Annotated in this window: 12 protein-coding genes and 2 pseudogenes; 3 read left to right on the top strand and 11 right to left on the bottom strand. The window is 58.0% G+C overall.

All coding sequences use genetic code 11. The features are described from left to right. Positions 1-26: 26 nt before the first annotated feature. The 4 genes and pseudogenes from DVK06_RS19255 to DVK06_RS11995 all read right to left on the bottom strand — a co-directional run. Positions 27-221 (bottom strand): annotated as a pseudogene (locus DVK06_RS19255) (RNA-guided endonuclease TnpB family protein); the annotation flags it as partial. Positions 222-237: 16 nt separating this feature from the next. After that, positions 238-1,470, bottom strand: a complete 1,233-nt coding sequence (locus tag DVK06_RS11985) for an ABC transporter permease (RefSeq protein WP_121600415.1) — start codon at positions 1,468-1,470, stop codon at positions 238-240. Continuing rightward, entirely contained in the window at positions 1,467-2,675 is a 1,209-nt protein-coding gene (locus DVK06_RS11990) for an FtsX-like permease family protein (RefSeq protein ID WP_233561685.1), read from the bottom strand. Before DVK06_RS11990 ends, DVK06_RS11985 begins: the two co-directional genes overlap by 4 nt. A 20-nt stretch (positions 2,676-2,695) precedes the next feature. After that, a complete protein-coding gene (locus DVK06_RS11995; RefSeq protein WP_121600416.1) occupies positions 2,696-3,418 on the bottom strand; it encodes an ABC transporter ATP-binding protein in 723 nt (240 codons plus the stop codon). A gap of 268 nt (positions 3,419-3,686) precedes the next feature. Between DVK06_RS11995 and DVK06_RS19260 the strand changes: the two are divergent. Together DVK06_RS19260 and DVK06_RS12005 are read left to right on the top strand one after the other, a co-directional pair. After that, positions 3,687-3,794, top strand: a pseudogene (locus DVK06_RS19260) (RNA-guided endonuclease TnpB family protein); the annotation flags it as partial. Positions 3,795-3,878: 84 nt separating this feature from the next. After that, positions 3,879-4,406, top strand: a complete 528-nt coding sequence (locus tag DVK06_RS12005; RefSeq protein ID WP_121600417.1) for a metal-dependent hydrolase — start codon at positions 3,879-3,881, stop codon at positions 4,404-4,406. Between the two features lie 5 nt (positions 4,407-4,411). Here DVK06_RS12005 and DVK06_RS12010 read toward each other — a convergent pair whose 3' ends face one another. The 6 genes from DVK06_RS12010 to DVK06_RS19605 form a co-directional block, all read right to left on the bottom strand. Next, positions 4,412-4,981, bottom strand: coding sequence for a metal-dependent hydrolase (locus DVK06_RS12010; protein WP_121600418.1), 570 nt, complete (start codon positions 4,979-4,981; stop codon positions 4,412-4,414). Between the two features lie 70 nt (positions 4,982-5,051). After that, on the bottom strand, positions 5,052-5,963 hold the full coding sequence (locus DVK06_RS12015; protein WP_121600419.1) for an NAD-dependent epimerase/dehydratase family protein: 912 nt from the start codon (positions 5,961-5,963) through the stop codon (positions 5,052-5,054). A 322-nt stretch (positions 5,964-6,285) separates the two neighbouring features. Beyond that, positions 6,286-11,790 carry a PKD domain-containing protein gene (locus DVK06_RS12025; protein ID WP_158600075.1) on the bottom strand — a complete coding sequence of 1,835 codons (5,505 nt, stop codon included), beginning with the start codon at positions 11,788-11,790 and terminating at the stop codon, positions 6,286-6,288. Positions 11,791-12,139: 349 nt separating this feature from the next. Continuing rightward, positions 12,140-12,619, bottom strand: coding sequence for a hypothetical protein (locus tag DVK06_RS12030; RefSeq protein ID WP_394345516.1), 480 nt, complete (start codon positions 12,617-12,619; stop codon positions 12,140-12,142). Between the two features lie 6 nt (positions 12,620-12,625). Further along, on the bottom strand, positions 12,626-13,216 hold the full coding sequence (locus tag DVK06_RS12035; RefSeq protein ID WP_121600422.1) for an Rrf2 family transcriptional regulator: 591 nt from the start codon (positions 13,214-13,216) through the stop codon (positions 12,626-12,628). Between the two features lie 201 nt (positions 13,217-13,417). Then, positions 13,418-13,549 (bottom strand): hypothetical protein, encoded by a 132-nt coding sequence (locus DVK06_RS19605; RefSeq protein ID WP_255410367.1) that lies wholly within the window; start codon positions 13,547-13,549, stop codon positions 13,418-13,420. 241 nt (positions 13,550-13,790) lie between these two features. Here DVK06_RS19605 and DVK06_RS12040 point away from each other — a divergent pair, with 241 nt between their 5' ends. Further along, positions 13,791-17,669 (top strand): glycoside hydrolase family 97 catalytic domain-containing protein, encoded by a 3,879-nt coding sequence (locus tag DVK06_RS12040; protein WP_233561687.1) that lies wholly within the window; start codon positions 13,791-13,793, stop codon positions 17,667-17,669. 61 nt (positions 17,670-17,730) lie between these two features. On the opposite strand, the gene DVK06_RS12045 is transcribed toward DVK06_RS12040, so the two are convergent. Next, positions 17,731-19,011, bottom strand: a complete 1,281-nt coding sequence (locus tag DVK06_RS12045) for an RNA-guided endonuclease TnpB family protein (protein WP_121600424.1) — start codon at positions 19,009-19,011, stop codon at positions 17,731-17,733. Positions 19,012-19,161: the final 150 nt, after the last annotated feature.

A 19,161-nucleotide genomic window follows, 5' to 3' on the forward strand; every position in this document is an offset into this window, starting at 1 on the left:
CGCGCGAGTGGCCGCAGTACGATCGCTTCAAACTTGCACTCGACGCGCCCGTTGACGGTTGAGAGTGAAACTTTGTTCCGGGAGAACGTCGCACTCCGCTTGTCGTAGACCATGCTCCACGACGTGAACTCTGGTTGGCTCACACGCTTCCCTTGTTTCCACCGTTCAACGGCATCTTTCATCGCTTGGACAGCGCGTCGGATGGCTTCTTGGACGAGGTGAGTTGGGTTGGGCAGTTCATTGAAGCAATTCGTTTGCCGAAGCGAGGCGTGTGACGCGTACCGCACCGAGAATTCCACCAAGGAGCGCGAACCCGAAGGCGACGAGTGCGCCCACAGCATACGCTGATAGCGGGACGCGAACGAGCCCTTCGAACCCGGTGATGGCAAGCGCAATTCGATCGAGGCCTGCGGCGAGCAGCGGCGTTGTACCAGCCCCGACCAGAAACCCGAGCGTCGCGATCGTCAGCGACTGTGTGACCGCCACGCCGACAACGCCGAGCCGCGTGGCTCCGACTGCCCGCAGCACCGACAGTGACTCGCGCTGGACGTAGACGATCGACAGGAGCAGATTCAACGCGAGCGCCCCGCCGGTGACGACGCCGAGCGCCACGAGGCTCGCACCGGCCGCCAGCACCACCGCTTGGCGTTCGAGCACCTCCACAAGTTGTTCCTCGTTCGTACGGAACGTATATTTGGGATGCCGGGCCGCGAGCTCTTCGCGGACGGCCGCCGGGTCCGCTCCATCAACCGTCTCAATCGTGATGATTGTGGCCCGGTCGTCGTAGGCGTTCCCAGTGAGTGTCTGGAGTTCGCTCAGACGAAGCGTGACTGTACCGGTGCCCAAAAAATTCGCGAACGTGGAAGAGATCCCAACAACCTCGAACTCGTTTTCGCGAGCGGTCTGTATCGTCCCGCCGACGTGGACTGTGTCTCCAACGCTGAGATTGTACTTTTCGGCCAACTCGGGCGAAACAAGCGCCTGGTGTGTCATTTCGCCGGTGTAATTGCCGCCAGCGTAGTGGGTGCTGGGGCCGATAAATCCGTCACCCTCGGTGATCGACACGGACCCACCTGCCCCGGGTGTTCCGCTCCCCATCGTTGTGTCGAACTCCTCGCCGTCGGCGCTAACGTAGACGACCTGAAACGCCAAGGGAACAGCGGTACGGACTTCCTCGTGAGCACCAATCTCGTCCGCGAGCGGGTGCGCGTTCGGGATCGGGTTCTGGAAGCCACCGACGGTGCTGGGCGCGATATCGATCGGCCCGCCAGAGACCCACAGATCGCGGCCGGACTGGTCGAACGTCTCCCTACCCGTTTCGGTGACGCCGGCGCCGACGCCAGCGAGCAGCGTGACTGAGAGTACGGCGAGGGTCACGCCGACGACGGCCAATAGGGTTCGCATCCGGTCTGACCGGAGCTGACGGAGCGCGATCCAGCCGATACCCCAGAGACGACGAACGCGTTTCATCGCGTCAACTCCTCCAGCGTGTCCGTGTTTGAGGCCAGATACAACGGATACGGAGCCGCACAGAGTCCGACAACGATAGCGGCGACAAGCGCGTATGCGGCGAGCCATGGAGGTGTCCGGACCAGCGAAGAGAGTCCAAGCGCGGACGCGACCCCAGCGTTCACCCCGACGGTCGCGGCTAGTCCAAGCCCGACGCCCACGACCCCACCAAGCACGGCGACCGTAATTGTCTCGGAGACAACAACGAGAGCACGCGCGCGTCTTGAGAACCCGACCGCATCGAGGACAGCAATCTCACGGCGGCCCGCGGTCAGCTCAAGTCCCATCATTGTGGCGACGAATGCGACGCCAATCCCACCTGCGACCAGCGCCGACGCCAGTGCCATCGCCAGTGGAAGGTTCGTCGGGGTCGCCTCGGTTCCGGCGATGCCCGTTCGCGAGACGACCTCGGTGCTTGGATACACGGATTCGAGGTCCGACGCGACCGACGAGTCAGTTGTCCCGACAAGGATCTGATCCGCCTCGTCGCTCTTGGCGAGACCCGTCATCGACTGGAGTTCGGCCAGTGGCATGGCCATCGCGGGAACCTCACCGAACCCGGCCGCCATCTCACGGTCGTTGACCTTCGCGACAGTAAGCGGTCGATCGGACCGGGCCACGCCGGCCGCGTCGCCCCGTTCGAGACCCAGGTCTGCGGCGACGCCGGGTGACACAACAATCTCGCCGGACCACGCGCCGGCGTAGCTCCCACCGTCGTAGTGAGTGTATCCGGCATCGAGTGCGCTCACGTCTATATCGGCCACACGACGCGATCGATCGGGCGGGATCACGCCGATAGCGATCACGTATTTCCGGTTGTCTGTTTGGGGATTCTCCAACTGTACCGGGCGCAGCGCGACCGGCGTGACGTAGTCGATTCGCTCATCGTCGCGGAGCTGATGTGTAACCTCATGCACGCGGCTCAGTCGAGCCCCCTCCGCTTCAAGTGGAACACTTCCGGATCCACTCTCGTCTGGGACGATCCAGTAGTCGATGTCTTCGCTCTCGACGGTCGCGCCCGCGGCGAGGCCGAGCGAGATTCCTGTGACGACGAACAGTAGGGCGACCGCGACGGCGACGCCGGCAATACACACGCCCATGCGACCGGGCGCCGCGCCGCGCAGCCGGCCGATCACGCGGCGCACCCCGAGCCCGCCGGCCGTCATCAGGCGTCGGGTCTGCCGAGTCATTCTCTTTTCCCGTCCCGCAGCCAGACCACGCGGTCCGTGCGGTCGAGCGTCTGTGTGTCGTGTGACGCGATGACAACTGCGTGGTCGTCGCTGATCTCCGTGAGGAGGTTGAGCACTCGATCGCCGGTCGCCCTGTCGAGCTCACCTGTCGGTTCATCGGCGATCACGACCGCCGGGTCCGCTGCCAGTGCGCGTCCGATAGCGACGCGCTGCTGTTCGCCACCGCTGAGCGATCCGGGTCGGTGATCGCGTCTGTCGCCGAGCCCGACTGCCTCAAGCAGTTCAGCTGCACGCTCCCGACGACGACCCCGAGAGACTCCTTCTTGAACGAGCGGCAGGGCGACGTTCTCACGCGCGGTTAATGCGGGTAGCAGGTGGAACCGCTGGAACACCATGCCGACGTTCGCGCGCCGGAACGCGGTCCGCCGTCGCCGTGACAGCGCCGCCAGCTCCGTCCCGCGGATCTTGACAGTTCCCTCAGTCGGCGTCGCGAGCCCGGCGAGCACGTGTAGCAGCGTCGATTTCCCGCTTCCGCTCGGCCCCGCAATCCCGACCACTTCGCCGCTGTCGACCCCAAGTGAGATGTCATCGAGTGCGGTGACCGTGTGCCCGCCGGATGAAAAGAGACCCTCGTCGTCGTTGTACCGCTGCGTGACGTTGGTACAGATGACCGACTGCGTGGCAGATCTTGACGACACCTGTGCGGAGGACTCACTCATTTGGCTGATTAAAACTCCGGAGTGAATAAATAAAACTTTGCGGCTTCCTACAGATGGAATTCCGTGACAGAACGTCGCGTGTGGTCAAACTACGTTGGATTTTTCAACGGCTACAGCCACAAGACCGCCTCCAAACTCTCAGTCAATTGCTCCGACCACCGTACCGACAATGGTGGTGAGAAACCCAACCGTAGCGTCATCGGTGGAGGTGTGCGCTACTAGCTCCTTCGCCCCGGCGTAAAGACGGGGGTATGCGCTCGTAGCTTTATCAACGCCTGTGGAGACTGCGCTCGCTGTGGATACCTCGGTATCTGCAAAGCGCGTCGTTGAAACAGGAAGCCCCACTGTTAAACGCGAGCCGTCAGGCGAGCGGTAGGGTGGGGTAGTTCACAGACGGAGGTCACATTTTCGTTTCCTTGTCAAAAGAACGTTTTTTGCGTCTTCTCGGCAACGGCACAGTGTGTTCCCCCACGAGCATCTGCTCGTCGCCCTCCTTCCCATTGTCGTGTACGTCGGTATTCGCGATCGGCAACTGCCAACGCGGGGAGTCGTATTTGTGACGAGCATTGGGAGTCAGTTTCCCGATTTGATTGACAAGCCACTTGCTCATCAGTTTGGAGTACTGCCTAGTGGGCGGGTGTTCATACACTCGCTACCGTTTGCGATCCCGATCGCTGGTTGTATTCTTGTGTATGGCTGGCAGACGGATCGGCTGCGGGTGGCTGGTGCCTTTGTCGTCGCGTATCTACTCCATGTGCTCGGAGACACCTATCAGGTCTTGCGTACTGGGAAGATTCCGGCCGATCTGTTGTGGCCCTTCGTTGCGGCACAAGCGCGACCTGAAGTTCCGTTTTGGGCTGGCGTCGACGGTGTCAATGTGCGACTGTGGACTGCGTTTTCGGTGGCCGTGCTTGTGGTGACGCTGGGTGTTGTGGTGCGGGATCTGTGGAGACAGTACAGGGGTAAGACAAGAGATAGCCAAGCGTAGGTATCTCACACGCAGTCTGAGCGTGGGTGTTTCCGGTGGTAGAGTCGTAGTCCTACGAACATAACAATAGCAAGAATGATCAAGTTCACCTGCGGATGAGTCCCCATCTCTTGGTAGATCCGGAAGAGTCGAACCCACGGCGCGACATCGTCGGCCGGAGATACTGGCACAGAATAGAGCGGGTACACCAGAAAGCGTGCAGCCCACAGATCACCTGCGAGGAAAAACTGGTACGTATCGCCAAGCAGGTGACTCGCATATCCGAGCGCAAACGCTGCTGGGGTGGCGGTTCGGAGTCGTTCGGGGAGGCTCTCGGCTGTCCAGCGGCTGCGAAGGCGGTTCGTGGCCCACCAGACCGCAAGCGAACATATCGTGAACGTGAATACGGAGTGGGCGAGCGAACGGCCATATCTGAGGATCTCGAGATACGCCAGCGGTTTGTCGATGATATCCGGAAATTGGCTCCCAAACGCAAGCGGGACAAGCGCAAGCCGGGCGGGGAGTCGATAGGTGTTAACCGCCGCGTAGAGGACATACCAGAGATACGCGAAGGAGAGGTGGCCTAATGGAAGCACGTCAAAACACTAGTAGTGGATGTAGTAAATAAGACTAGCTGACTGAGAATCCTAACAGCTTCTGAGGTAGCTACTGGTACGGTTCACACACCCGCGACACACCCTCCTCAAATCCAATTTTGGGCTCCCAGCCGGTGGCCTCGTGAAGCTTTGAGTAGTCCGCCATCGTGTCGTGGACGTACTCATCCAGCGGGTTCTCGATGTATTTCGGATCGACATCGGTCCCAAGTTCCTCGTTGATCAGCTCGATCATCTCGTTGAACGAGTAGCTCTCTTCGGTCCCGACGTTGTAGATCCCCTGGAGTTCGTGATCGGCAGCGAGCTCACACGCACGCACGACATCGTCAACGTGGGTGAAATCGCGCGTTTGGGTACCATCACCGAAGAGCTCTGGGCGGTCCCCATTCGCGATCTTGTCGGTGAACTGCGCGACCGTGTTGGCGAACTCACCTTTGTGTGCTTCGGCGCCGCCAAAGCCCTGATACACGGAGAAAAAGCGCATTCCAGCAAGGGTCATGTCGTGGAAATTGTGGAAGTACTCTGCGTAGCGCTCACGCGCGAGTTTTGAGGCCTCGTAGCCAGTGCGGGCTTTGACGTTCATTGTCTCAGGTGAGGGTTCCGTCCGATCTCCGTAGATAGAGGACGTAGTTGCGTACACGACCGTGTCACACCCGTCTTGACGGGCCTGTTCGATCGTGTTCACGAATCCCTCAACGTTGACGCGAGCGCCCTGTGCGGGATTCTCCTCGTGCATCTTGTACGAGGAGAGGGCTGCGAGGTGAAACACGACGTCAACGTCGGTGGGGAGATCGTCGTCGACGACCGAAGCGTCGACAAACTCAACATCATCGTTGAGGTTGTCAGGCGTTCCAAGGTAGCAGTCGTCAACAACGACCACATCGTTGTGTGCCGCGAGATGGTTGGCGATATTGGAGCCGATGAAGCCAGCGCCGCCTGTGACGAGGACACGTTGCGCTTCCATGTAGTGGACTGCTCAATGTGTCCGTGAAAACGTTACGATACTGAAAGTAATCCCATCTGTCTCACCCTATACGGATTAATAATTGTTCACGAGGCAACGCATCTGCTCGTCGCAAGGGCGTTTGGCCGGTCGTGTTAACTTAAGCATCGGTCCAGCAGACGACGAAGGCTCGGAGCCATGATTCTGCCGCTGTCAGCTCCGCGTTTCTGAATGTATTTGAAAACGAAGAGGTTCTGCGTTTTACGGAAGTGTAAGGAGAAAGCCCCGTGATTTACAGTAGTTGCCGGATCAAATATTCTTTCGGCACAACCTGTTCAGGTGGTCAATTTTCGGCGTCTCCGTCCATGGATGGCCGAAGAACAGGCCGAAGTCGGAGGCGGAGCGCAGTATCTTCTGTTGCTGCGCTCATCGTCACATCCCCGTCGAACTGAGACAGGTCAAGCCGGAGCTGTTCTGTCCCAGCAGTCCCGATCGTCAACTCCCGGGTTTGTGTCGTTCCATTCTTGCCAGTGATTGTGACTGTCGCGGTTGGATCTTCACCAACCTGCTCCGTTTCGTAGACGAGATCGTACGTGACTTGTCCTGCTGCCACACGCTCAACCGCCCACGTGGCCGTGCCAGTCCCGTTTCCAGCACCCGGGGCAGTACCACCTGATTCGGGTGGCACAGTAATTGTCACGGGCTCATCCATCGCTAATGACATGCTCTCCGGATCCGTTGCCTGACCGGTCAACAGTTCCCACTGATCAATCTGGCCGGGTGTCAGCGGTGATTCCCGTGCGGCATCGTTGAACCGCGGCGTGATTGCCAGCTGTTGGTCGTAGAGGCCGCCCCGGAACGCACCCCCATCTGTCTTTAGATTGTTCCACGTCCAGTCAGCCTGTGTTCGGCTTGTGAAATCACCACTATCGTCTTGTACAACCCAGGACCCGTCACTCGGAAGACTGTCAAAGTCGAAGGAGACAGCACCTCCAGATCCATCAGTCCCCTCGTCGTGGAGCACGACAAGACTCAATCCGTCCGGCCCATCCCAGAAGAAGAGCCGGCTCCGGTCGCTTTCCGCAATTGGAAGCGGCGAGTTGATCTTCGCGTTCCCGTAGTCGTAGAACTCATCGATCGCTTGGCCGTTCTGGAGTGGGCTCACACGGTAGTCGTTCCCGTTTTGCGAGACAGTTATTGTCTCGACGTTTGGAATGCCCCCCACGGCCAGCGTCGTATCGTTCTCGCGCTCACAGAAGCCGGTACAGGTCGGCCCCGAGACATCGGTGAAGTTCACCGGGCCAGCCACGGTGAGTGCCGTTGTGTCGGTCGCAGTCGCGCCGTCATCATCAGTCGCGGTAAGCGAGACGTTGTACACGCCCGCCTCCTCGAACGTCGCCGTGTACGTGCTGGTGTTCGTCGCAACGATATCCCCATCAACAGCCCACTGCGTCGTCACAACCGTGCCGTCCGGATCGACTGTGCGACTGCCGTTGAATACGATCGACTGATCCGTAAGGGTTGTCTCGACAGCGGCAATGGTTGGTGCCGGCGCTGCGTTGACTGCCACCGTGAAGTTGCTCGTGTACTCGTCGCCGAAGACGTTGGTCACAGTTACGGTGCCGGTGCGGTTCCCGGAGCGATCGTAGACGTGTGTAATGTTCGGTCCGGTGGCATCAACGGTGCCGTTGTTGGTGAGGTCCCACTCGACACGGTCGATCGAACCCGCAACGTACGGATCGGTATCGATCGAGAGGTTCGTCGGCGTGTTTGCCGTGACAGAGCCTGGTCCCGTTTCGACGGTTGGCTCCGGACCAGTCGTCCGGAACGCGCGAAGGCTATCAAGATACACCACACCGTCACCGCGGATATCCAGTTCCATCCCCTGCGCATCGGCAACCAACGGGCCGGGCGCATCGACAGCGAGCGTTTGGTTTTGCTGCGCGGACAGGTTGATCGAGCGAAGGTGCTCACGACGGCCGTCTCTGGTGAGCAGGTACGCATCGACGATCATCTCGCCGGAGATGAGGTTGACATCGATCCGGTTTGACTCCCCAATTTCTGACAGCGAAATCGTCGTGGTATCACCCGTGCCGCTCCCGGCGACAGTGTCGTTGATCGACTCACCACTTGCGGACCCGTTTGGATCGTCGTTCGGGCTCTCGTCTGCCGGGAGGCTCCGAACGGTGTCGGTTGTCCAGTTGCTTGTGGCGCCAGTGTAGTCAGTTGCGCGGACGCGAACCCTGTACTGGCCTGGATCGAGGCCGACTGATGTGGCCAGCCGCCCTGTGTTGACGAACGACCGTGTTGTCAGCGGCTGCCAGTTGTCGGGGGCAGCCGCTGTAGCGTACTCAAACTCAAGCGTTCGCACACGTTCGTTGAGACCAACCGTCACGTGGCCGCGTTCTACGTCAGGGGCGGTCGTCAGGTTCACTGTTGGCGTGGTTCGGTCAACCGTAAGCTCGACCGAACGGCTGCTCACCCGCCCAACTTCATCACGGACCGCAATCTCAAATGTATGCGTGCCCTCCGCGAGCGCAGAGGACTGCGTGACAGTCCCCGACGACGGCACCGACTGCCACGCCGACCACGACCCGTTCGTGTCACCGGAACTGATCCGGGTTCGGTACTCTAACTCGTCGGTGGCCGTGAGCTGAGAGCTGACCGACCAGGACACGGTTGGTTTCTCAGCGGTAGTCACCCGTTCATACCGTTCTGGGGGCGTGTCACTCGTCTTGATGTTGGATGGCGCCGCTGTGAGCGACACACTCGGCGGGCCGGTGTACACAAGGTTTGTCGTGGCCCACTCGCCGACAACCCCACTTGGCGAGATTGCCCGGGTCCGAACCTCATAATACCCCGTCTGCGGGAACTCAAGCCGGCCGAGTCCGGCCGTGTCAGTAATGTTTTGCCAGCGCGTCCACTCATCAGTGCCGCTTTCGCGATACTGGAGTTCGATCCCGCCGATCCGCCGGTCAGGGACGACCTTGACGAACAGCGCATTTGAGGTGACGTTGCCGTCAGTCGCGAGGTACGCCTGTGGTTCGAACGTGCTCACAACGACATCCACACTTTGGACAGTCTGCATGTAATCGTCGTTGAGTACGACGATCTGGACGCGGTTGACGCCCTCATCTAATTCGAGGTCTAAGGGGAGCGTGCCGGTTGCGGTCGCAGACTGCCAGGGAGACAGGTCGCTAAACCCACTCCCACGATCGACGCGGTACCGGTACTCCAACTCCGAAAGCGGTGTCTCCGCATCCGACAGATTCCACGTTAGTGAGACGCTCCGATCACTGGCCGCATAGATCGTCCGGTCTGTTTCTTCGAGTGTGAACGGCTCAGGGGACTCAGCGAGCTCGACTGTCGGCCGGAGCGCAGGGGCGTTCGCCCGCGTGAGTGGCTCAACGGAGACGGCATCGCCGAACGACCCGGTGGCGGTCGTCGTCGAGCCAATGAGTCGGTACTGGCCAATCGCGTTCCCGCCCCGGACAACGACGTAGTACTCACCGGGCGTTTTGATGTCGTATGTGCGCGTTGGCTGGAGCGTCCGGAACTGTTCAAGCGCGACATCGGACATCGGCTCACCGGTTGCGTTCAGCGGTGTGAACGGTTGCTCGTCGGTGACGAACGCGACCATCGAATCGACGTTGTTACCCTGTAAGCGGAGCCGAGCGGTCTGATTTGCTTCTGTCTCGCTCACCGAAACCCGGTAGACCGTGTAATCAGCTGGATACGTGATCGTGTCGTACACGACCGATCGGTCGGTGCGCTCCCACCCCTGTGTCGGCATCGCTTGCGTTGCTGCCAGCGATTCAGGGCTGCCGGTCAGTTCCTCTGTAGTGAGTGCGTAATCTGAGAGTATCGTTTGCCGAAGCAGTTCGCCGTGGCTCCGGAGTTCAGCGTACGTGTTCCGATCCTCTGGCCCAACCGATTGGTCGATAACCGCCTCGTGGACGGCATCAACATGTGTGGGGATGAGCCTGTACGTCTCCCGCAAGAGCTCTCGCCGTTGGACGAGCAGTTCTGTTTCGAGTTGTTCATTCCCCGTGTCCCGTGCGGTCTTGAGGTCCTCGCTGTTTTGGACGAGTGCGTCCAGTCTCTCGCGAAGCGCAGTCGTCTCTGTATTCGTGGCCTCGAGATAGATGGCCGTGCTTTCCTGTTGGACTGTAATCCCGACATTCCCGGCGACGATCGTCGCATCAACGACGTCTTGTGCGGTTTCGGCGGCATTCAAGCCGGAGTCGATGACTTGGCCACCCGGCACCGCTTTGAGTGCGAGATCGACCGCGAAATCCCGTAGCGAGGGGTTGATCATCCCCGCAAGCTGATCGTTGAGCGTCGCCGCGGCGCGGTCGGCAGCTTGGTCAGCAACAGTGCGCCGGTACGCTGGACTGTAAAGTTGCTCGCTGTATCCGCGGTACAGATCGGCTGTCTCAGACTGGAAGGTGAGTGCGCTGGGATCGGTCGCGCCAGCAACCGGGTCAAGTTGGAGCGTTATGGTTTCACTATCGAGCCGTTCAGCGGTTGGATCGGGGCCAGCACGCACATCGACGCGCACATCGTAGCTCCCACGCTCAAGTTCAGCAAGGGCCTCCCAGTCAATAATTAGTGGCACGGTGCCGTTGAACTCCTCGCCAATCGTGTACGTGCCAGCGTTCGCTTCGTCGATCCACACACTCACAACCGGCTGTGATTCGACGGGAGTGGTACTGAGATCGATGGTCGCTTCGAGATCGAACGCAGACAGATAGCCGTCACCCGTCCGGTCGATCTGGTTGGTCGTGTTGACGGCTGTAATGACACCCGGTTCTGTTGGCTCTTCGGTGAACAACTCTGCTGTCGTCCCGACAGCGAACGTCGAAAAGCCAGGTGAGGAGGCAGTTACCACGTAGCCATTCTGCGATTCTTTGACAGTTGCGTCAAGTGTCGACCAGCTATCGCTGTATCGGTAGACCGTCAGCTCGTCGGGATTGCCGGCCACTGATTCATTCACCCGGAAACTGAACGTTACCGGCTGCGTTTCTGTCGCCTGGGTATCTGGGGTGGCAACAAAATGAGTGACTACGGTGTCGCCAGTATCGAGCGGTGGCCCGTTCGCTGGGGCCCCTTCGCGCTGCTCAATTGAGAGCCCAACGGCTTCTGTGTCTGACTCGGGGAACTGGAGCGACTCAAGCGCGACCCCAGTGTACGAGCTTGCTTGCGTCTGGACCGCTTCCACGGTCGTGGAGCTATTCTGTGACAACGGCGTTCCAACCCTGATTGTGTCGACACCTGCCTGCGTTGCTGCCGTCTGGTTGGGAATGACAATATCGGGACGATCATCCTCTGGGGCACCAATAATTGGTGTGTCCGCGTCTGTCGCTTCAGCCACTACCGTCAGATCGCCGGGGACAATCGCGTCTGTGTCACCAGCCGTGTCTGTAACGAGTCCAACCTCCGCGACGTCGCCGGGGTCCAAGACAACCTTGACGTCGCTTAGTGACAAGCGTTCGCCATCACGGCGGACGTAGTACGTTATTTCACTCGCACTATCGTTGACCGACACCGCGACGCGTTGTGTCCCTTGATTCGTGATATTGAACACGTCATCGAACGTTGAGATGGCGTCTTGGTTGATGCCGTCACCGGGGATCAACGGGTTCGAGTCGTCGATCCGTAACTCAAGTTGACCACCGCTTGTCGTTGCGTATTGACCGTTCGAAGCGCTGTGTGGCTCCAAACCAAGGAGCGCATCTGCGTCATCAGCCACGTTCACCGTTACAGTTCGGTCTGCCGTGACTGCTGAGAACGCACCTGTCCCTGGAATTGCGATGATAAGCGAGAGTACGATGACAACTGCGAGCACGTGCTCTCTCCGTCCCCAATCCGGCATACACCGTTCCAGAACACGTTACTAAATAGTAATAAACCAGTTGAAACGAAATAACGACTGCTCTGGGTCGGTCAAGCTTTGCTTGAACATTCCTCAAGCTTTCCCTGAGACGGCTACACGCAGTACGTGGTGTGTTGGAAGCGGCCTGAATTCGGATTCGGCCGTGCTCCTGACATAGTGGGAAGCAATCCACTAGCCGAACGTCTGTACCGAGTTTTATCAACGCCGTTGGGAACCGACAGGAACTCTCAGGATCGTACGGACGGCGAAGTTTTTCGTCATGAGGCGTTCCGTGACTCGAACCACTTGCCCTCGAAGCAGTTCACGGCGGATTTCGACCGGTATTGAGTGGGTCGTACGAATCCATGTGGTAGGCGACCCGCCAGAGTTTGAGGACAGCGCGAGTCACTAATGCTTCGGGAGCCTGTTTGACACAGGATTCTTCAACCTCGTCTGGCTTTGAGCTCGCAGTCGGCGGCGGATGATAATGTTCGAGCCCCGTGACGTTGAGATAGTCGTCCGCATGTGTATGCTTTCCCCACCGGAAATCCACCGCTTCTGTGTCGGTATAATGGAACTTGTAGTCAGCCTGTGTGGTCCACTGGACGTCTATCCGCGCCGCGTCGGCCGTACACAGTCCATCGTCGAGCGCAACTTCGAGGACAGATGGATGAAGATAGTTATCGAGTTCGGCTGTCGCAAGCGGCTCCATCTCCTCGATGACATCACGAATCGTGAGTAGTGCCGGACGGTCTGTCGCTCCACGGAGTGTATGATGTTCGTTGTGATCTGAAGCGTCCACCATCGCTCAGGCCGGGACGTTCTCATCAGTCGAGCGACGGTCATCGTCGACAAACTGCTCGGCGGTACTGATCGAGAGGGCCGCGTTTGCGAACGCGAGGTTCCGGCGGAGCGTCTTCCACTCACGAATCCGCTCGGGATCGATCCCTCCTTGTGGAACCCCGGATTCGGCAAGAGCCTGATTCGTTTGGCTGACGGCTAACTCTTCAGGGGACTCGACGCCGAATTCAGCCTGATACTCTGTGAGTTGCTCGCGCATGTCCTGAATCCGTGCGACGAGTTCGTCAGTCGAAGCGTGCTCTAGGATGTCGGACGCCTGTTCCATGACCAGTGATTCAGACGAGCGACGATACCGCGTACTGCCGTGCTCGCCGGGTGTCGTCTCGACGAACCCCTCGTCTGCGAGTGTGTTCAGATGCTTTCGAGCGGTCTTCGGAGCGGTCCGCGCAGTATCAGCGACCGTATCAGCCGACAGTGGGCTGTATGTGTGGCTAATGACATGCCGAATGCGCTCGTATGGCGTCGTGTTAGACTCCCAGTCTGTCCCGACTGCCTCGTTGATATCTGTAAACGTAGCTGGTGGGTGTCGGTCGCTCATATCGGCACACACGAAATAGAGGAAAATAGTACTTTGGTATCATAGTATATTCTTTCATTTCTCTCGAAAGCTGTGGTCCGTCCACACAGACCAGTACGCGGCGGTCGACCTGTGTTGAATCCGCAGCGGGTGCGTCGGGATCGGTCACCTTCTACACGGCTCAGGTGCGCTGTCGAAAGAGTAGGCAGGTCCGGATCACAGTCACCCGAGCAGGCTCTCGCCGTCGAACTCGTCGTCGGTGTTGACACCCATCAGGTCGAGAAGCGTCGGCGTCACGCCGAAGAGGTTCGCATCGTTGAGATCGAGGTCGGGGGTTGTGGTGTACAGCAGCAAGCTCTAGTCAATCCACCGGGTCCTACATAATATAATTTCAAAGATTATATAAGTAGGGTCCCATATATAATGTGAGAGAACAAATAGCTCAGTTGTCCTCTAAAATATGTAGTTATTTACATTTTCACGATTACGTATCACCCACACAGGTGTGGTCTGTGGTTCTCAGCCACGATCCGACGGTTCGATTCCGTCATTGGGCATCGGTTGAACAACCATGGTAAATCGACGCCAACTCCTCATGTTGCTCGGCGGCGCCGCTGGCGCTAGTGCCGTCGGGACTGGTGCATTCAGTAGTGTCACAGCAAATCGAGATGTTAATGTTCAAGTTGCGGGGGATGCGGATGCATTCCTCAGATTGGCGCCGTCTAGCGGGCCGAACGGTGAATATGCAACAGTAACAGGCACCGGTCAGCTTGGACTTGACTTCAGTGACACAGATTCTGGTGGTCAGGGGTTGGGCCCCGACTCCGAGTACGTGTTTGATGACGTCTTTGAGATCACAAATCAAGGAACACAGACGATCTACACCTGGGGGACTCTCGATTTCAGTGACACACCCTTTGATTCAGATTCCATCTACTTTTATCGAGGAGGTAATCAGGATGAGCGGCTTCGTAACAGCGAGGGCGACGTGCCCACGTTGGCTGTCGGCGAAAGCCAATCAATTGGCGTCTATATCGATACAGAATCCGTTACGGCCGACCAGACGCTTCCGGTGACTATTCACGCTGATGTCGAGAAGCCGGACGAAGCGAACGCGATTGAAGGAGATCTCGATATACAGACGGTCAGTTCTCCAGACGGATCTATCGATATGTCTGTCGACGTCTCTTCGGGAGTGCCCAGCTACACTGTCAGGTATGAAGGAACGACGTACCTGGAGTCGTCGCCAATTGGGTTCAACTTCAATGATCAAGAGGCGTTCGGGACAGACATTAGCGGCAGCGGACCAGATATTACTGTTATTGGCGGTGAGCGTGGGACTACAACAGAATCGTGGACACCAGAGTGGGGCGATTTCGCCTCTGTCGAGGAGGAGTACAATTATCTCACGCTCAATCTACAAGAGATAACAGACGAGGAGACAACAGAAGATGGCCGCACAGCGAGCCTTGAGATGCGTGTCTTCAACAGCGGGCTCGGGTTCCGCGTGCTGTTGGGTGACGAATTTGGAGACTTCATTATTAACTCGGAGAACACGGAGTTTAATTTTGCCGATGATTATGACGCGTGGTGGATCGAAAACGAGTGGGTGAATCCGAGGTTTGAACAGGAGTACGAGACGGGCTCGTTGAGTGATATTCCGTCAGGAGCCGGATCCACACGGCCGCTTGGGAACTCAGTGCAACGTGGGGCACACACGCCGCTGACGATGGATACTGGCGGTGATGGGCCGTATCTGAGCGTTCACGAATCGAATCTCACCGATTACGCCTCCCTGTCGCTGGCGTCTCAATCTAGCGCGGGGAGTCCACGATTTGCGGCGGAGCTCGCGCCGCTTCCAGACGGGTCATCAGTGAAGGCTTCGGCTCCCCACGTGACCCCATGGCGAACGCTCCAGATCGGGGACACGCCGGGAGACCTGATAGAGTCTCAGCTCATCCCCTTGCTAGCGGACCCACTCGACGAGGCAGCGTTCCCGAGCGGTGGTGACACGTCGTGGCTTGAAGACGGTCGGAAGTACGTCGGTATCTGGTGGACGATGATCGCTGGAAGCGCCAACTGGGAGTATAAGAGCGATGGTGAGATATCCGGCAATGGTAACAATCCTGCTTCGTACATCCACGGCGCGCGGACGGAGCGGATGAAACGGTACATGCGATTCGCGAGCGAGCACGGCATCGACAGTGTTCTCGCGGAGGGGTGGAATGAGGGGTGGAGTACCTATGGTGCCAGTGCCGATGGAGCAGCGCTCGAGCTTGGTGTTGATGACTCGTATCCGGACTTTGATGTGAACGAGGTCACTCAGTTCGGAGCCGGTCTCTCGAACGCGGTCGAGATGACCATGCACAATGAGACGTCGGGGAATCTCGGCAACTACGAAGACGAGATCGAAAATAAAAATCTATTCGCAGAGTACGAGGCCGCTGGGATTCGGTCGATCAAGAACGGCTATGTCAACGACCCAGGCTTGTACGATGAAGAAGCCGATGCGGAGGCGACGTATACCCACCACTCTCAGCGTGCGGTGAACCACCACCGGAGTGTTATCAAAGCTGCCGCTGCGAACCGCCAGATGTTGGAGATCCACGAGGGGATCAAACCAACTGGTGAAATCCGGACGTACCCCAACGTCGCTGCGCGGGAAGTCGTGAAAGCACAGGAGTATGACGGGTTCGGCGCGCTCGGTGCGGACGTCGGACGAGATCATCACGTTACCCTTCCGTTCACCCGGATGCTCGCCGGCCCCACGAGTTACCAGCCCGGTATCTTTGACATTACATTCAACGATGACGAAGGTGGCCAGATCCAGACAACTCGAGCAAAGCAGTTAGCGATGTATCCGGCGTATCTAGCCGGTCTCCAGATGGCTGCCGATCGCATCGAAGCGTATATCGATAATACGTTCGAGATTGGCGAGTTTGTTCAGGCACAGGCCGGAGACCTGAACGGCATGATCACCGCTGATCAGTGGCGCAATGCCTACGGTGCCCATTATGTCCCCATAGATCCCAACCGCGAACCACGAGGCGCGACAGTGACGTTCAAAATAAAGAATGTCGCTGAAGCCGGAACCTACGATCTCCACCTTCGATACGCGAGTGATGAAGAGGATAACCGGGACGTAGTTACCAGGAACGGGAATCCGGAACTTACACTGGAGGTCAGCGGAGCCGAACAACAACTCACACCGGCATTCACTGAGTACTGGGATGACTGGGCTATTCATACGGTTTCGGTCGATCTCGAAGCCGGTGACAACACGGTAGCGATTAAACTCGGCGCAGACGATGTTGGGGGTCTCAACCTCAACACTATCGGTGTCACCGAGCAGGGTAGTGCTCCCCCGTTCCCTGCGGCGTACACGGACTTCGAGAGCGAGGACACTGAAAACGAAAATTACGATACCGAACCAGAGTTTGAATTCATTAAACAGGTCCCCACGAACTGGGACGAGACGACTGTCGTAGACGCCGCCATCGGGGAGTATATTATCGTCGCTAGACGCAGTGGTGAGGAATGGTTCCTCGGTGCGATGACTGACGAGAACGCGCGAGAGTTGACAGTCTCGCTCGAAGAATTCCTCACCAGCCGGGAGAATGGGTGGATGGTGACGGAGTATGCCGACGCCGCCGGGACTGGCGTGGAGCGTAATCCGACAGAAATCGACATTAGCAATTATCGCGTCTCAGCAGGTGACACAGTCACTATCTCGATGGGAGCCAGCGGCGGGACTGCGATGCGTATCCGACCCGCTGATCCCCAGAGTGGCATCGAGACCGAGTTCGACGATCCGGTAGGTGATGATTACGGCCCCGGTTCATATACGTACCCGACTGACAGCGCGTTCAACGATGGTGCCTTCGACCTGCGGCAGTTCACGCTGTCCGAGTCCGATAGTAATTATGAGTTCACCTTCGAGGTTGAAAGCTTACAGAATGGCTTCGACGTAGAGTACTTCTCGCCGCAGATCTTTACCCTATGGCTCCGCGACCCGTCACTCGCTAACGGAAGCACAACTTCACGCGACGACTTAGGGGTAAACGTAGAGTTTGCCGACGAGTGGCATTACCGAGTCGCTGCTAGCGGCCTCGGGAGGACATCTGACTTCTTCAAGCGGGATGTTATAGACGCCGAGGGGTCAAACCTGGGGACCCCGGAAATCACGGTCGATCGCACTGCCAACACGGTTACACTAATTGTGGACAAGGACAGTCTGGATATTGATCTCACAAACACAGAAGTTATCCCAGTAGTTGGCTCTGAGAACTTCGGCTCATTCCGCGACGTACAAGTGGGGAATCCTGGGGCGTTTACCTTCGGTGGAGCCCGTGAGGAGGCCTCCGGCAACGCTCCACGGGTGATCGACTTGATCACCCCCGTAGGTGTGAGTCAAGCTGAAGCGCTTTCCTACGATGAAAACGCGAAAGCAATACTTCCGTTTGTCAGCCTTTGACATCCTCCCCGCGCTGAAGCGCGAGGATTCCCACGGCACCGCTGGGTTGGGATATTGTGGTTTACGACGTAACCCGTTCTTGAGGCGCGAACGCACCAGTTTCCTTGTCAAACAGGAACGTCGATGGCTGTGCCAACCAGCCGTTACTCCTATTCACCGACAGATTCGGTGAACTCGGAGATACTTTCTGCCGAATGTTCTCAGCACCGTTCACATCTGCGTTCGCCACAGTCCCGCACTCATCGCAGACATACAGTCCGCGTTCAACACGGTTCGCGTCACGCTTCCGGCCACAGCACGAACACGACTTCGAGGTATCCCGCTCAGACACTTGTTCAACCGTGATACCTTCCATCTCGGCTTTGTATTCGAGGAGGTCAGTGAACCGGTCGAACGCCCATGAGTGTAGGTCAAGATTGCCGTGTTTCCCCCAGTCTTTTGACTCGCCGTTCTCCTCATCCTCACGGACGCCGGAGAGATCGCCCACCACGATAGTTCCAACTTCCTCGTCAACACACCGCTGGACGATACGTTTCGAGAGGGTGTGGAAGTAGTGGGTGCGGCGGGCCGACTTCTTTTGGTTCAACCGCGTGGCCTGCTCGGAGTTCGAGTCATCACACCGGGCAATCCGCTTGCTGAAGTAGTAGTCGTCCTGTTTCAAGCAGTTCAGCGGGTACAGCTCGCTGTGACCGTCTTCATACGCGAGCGCGGCAAAGTTGTTAATACCGAGATCAACACCCACCGTCTTCTCACCGGGGGCTTCATCTACGTCGATCTCGACCTTACAGACGAAGTGTAGTTCCCACTCGTCGCCCGCCCAGACAATCTTGACTTGTTGGACGTTCTCCACGGTGGAGAGGTCAACGTCAGGGCGAGTCTGGTACGTACACAGGACGAAATCCGACCAGTACTCCTTCAGATTTGATCCTTTTGAGAGTCGAACGCGGTCGTACTGAGTGTCGAGTTTGAAGCCTTTCTGCTTGAATGTGACTGTGGAACGCGGGTGCTCGTCCCCGTGTTTACGGTAGCCGGGCGGGTTTGCACTCAGATCTCCGTTTTGTCGTTTACCGTACCAGCCGTTGAACGCCTCAGCGAGTTCTTGAAGGACTCGCTGACTTGACTGAGAATGAAGGTCATCGTAGCGTTCGTGGGTTTTGAGGTACGTGGTGAGTTCGTTGTGGTTCGGGATGTGATCGATTTCATCCCAGATCCGACTGCACGTCCACCGTCCGACGTTCCAGAGCTTACTGGCTGCGAACCCGAGCGAATCAAGGTCGTCTTGCACCCGCGACTGGTTCCGTATGGAAGCAGTATAGATGCGGGTGACGACCTGTTTCGCCATACGTAACCTATGTAGATAAACTTACTTGAATGTGTGTATTGGAGCAGCGTGGAATATCCAGCCGTGCCATCGAACGGTGGACCGTGAAGGGTAGTGTCGGATTCATCCCCGCGCTAAAGCGCGAGGCTTTCTCCTCGATTCTCCGTAAAC

Origin of the sequence: Halorubrum sp. Atlit-28R, from assembly GCF_003665955.1 — an archaeon.
Taxonomy (GTDB): Archaea; Halobacteriota; Halobacteria; order Halobacteriales; family Haloferacaceae; genus Halorubrum; species Halorubrum tropicale.

What these genes read in the sequence shown, in the direction of transcription:
- DVK06_RS11990 (WP_233561685.1), bottom strand. Translation starts at nt 2,675, where the DNA reads ATGACGGCCGGCGGGCTCGGGGTGCGCCGCGTGATCGGCCGGCTGCGC.
- DVK06_RS12045 (WP_121600424.1), bottom strand. Translation starts at nt 19,011, where the DNA reads ATGGCGAAACAGGTCGTCACCCGCATCTATACTGCTTCCATACGGAAC.
- DVK06_RS12040 (WP_233561687.1), top strand. Translation starts at nt 13,791, where the DNA reads ATGTTGCTCGGCGGCGCCGCTGGCGCTAGTGCCGTCGGGACTGGTGCA.
- DVK06_RS11995 (WP_121600416.1), bottom strand. Translation starts at nt 3,418, where the DNA reads ATGAGTGAGTCCTCCGCACAGGTGTCGTCAAGATCTGCCACGCAGTCG.
- DVK06_RS11985 (WP_121600415.1), bottom strand. Translation starts at nt 1,470, where the DNA reads ATGAAACGCGTTCGTCGTCTCTGGGGTATCGGCTGGATCGCGCTCCGT.
- DVK06_RS12035 (WP_121600422.1), bottom strand. Translation starts at nt 13,216, where the DNA reads ATGAGCGACCGACACCCACCAGCTACGTTTACAGATATCAACGAGGCA.
- DVK06_RS12015 (WP_121600419.1), bottom strand. Translation starts at nt 5,963, where the DNA reads ATGGAAGCGCAACGTGTCCTCGTCACAGGCGGCGCTGGCTTCATCGGC.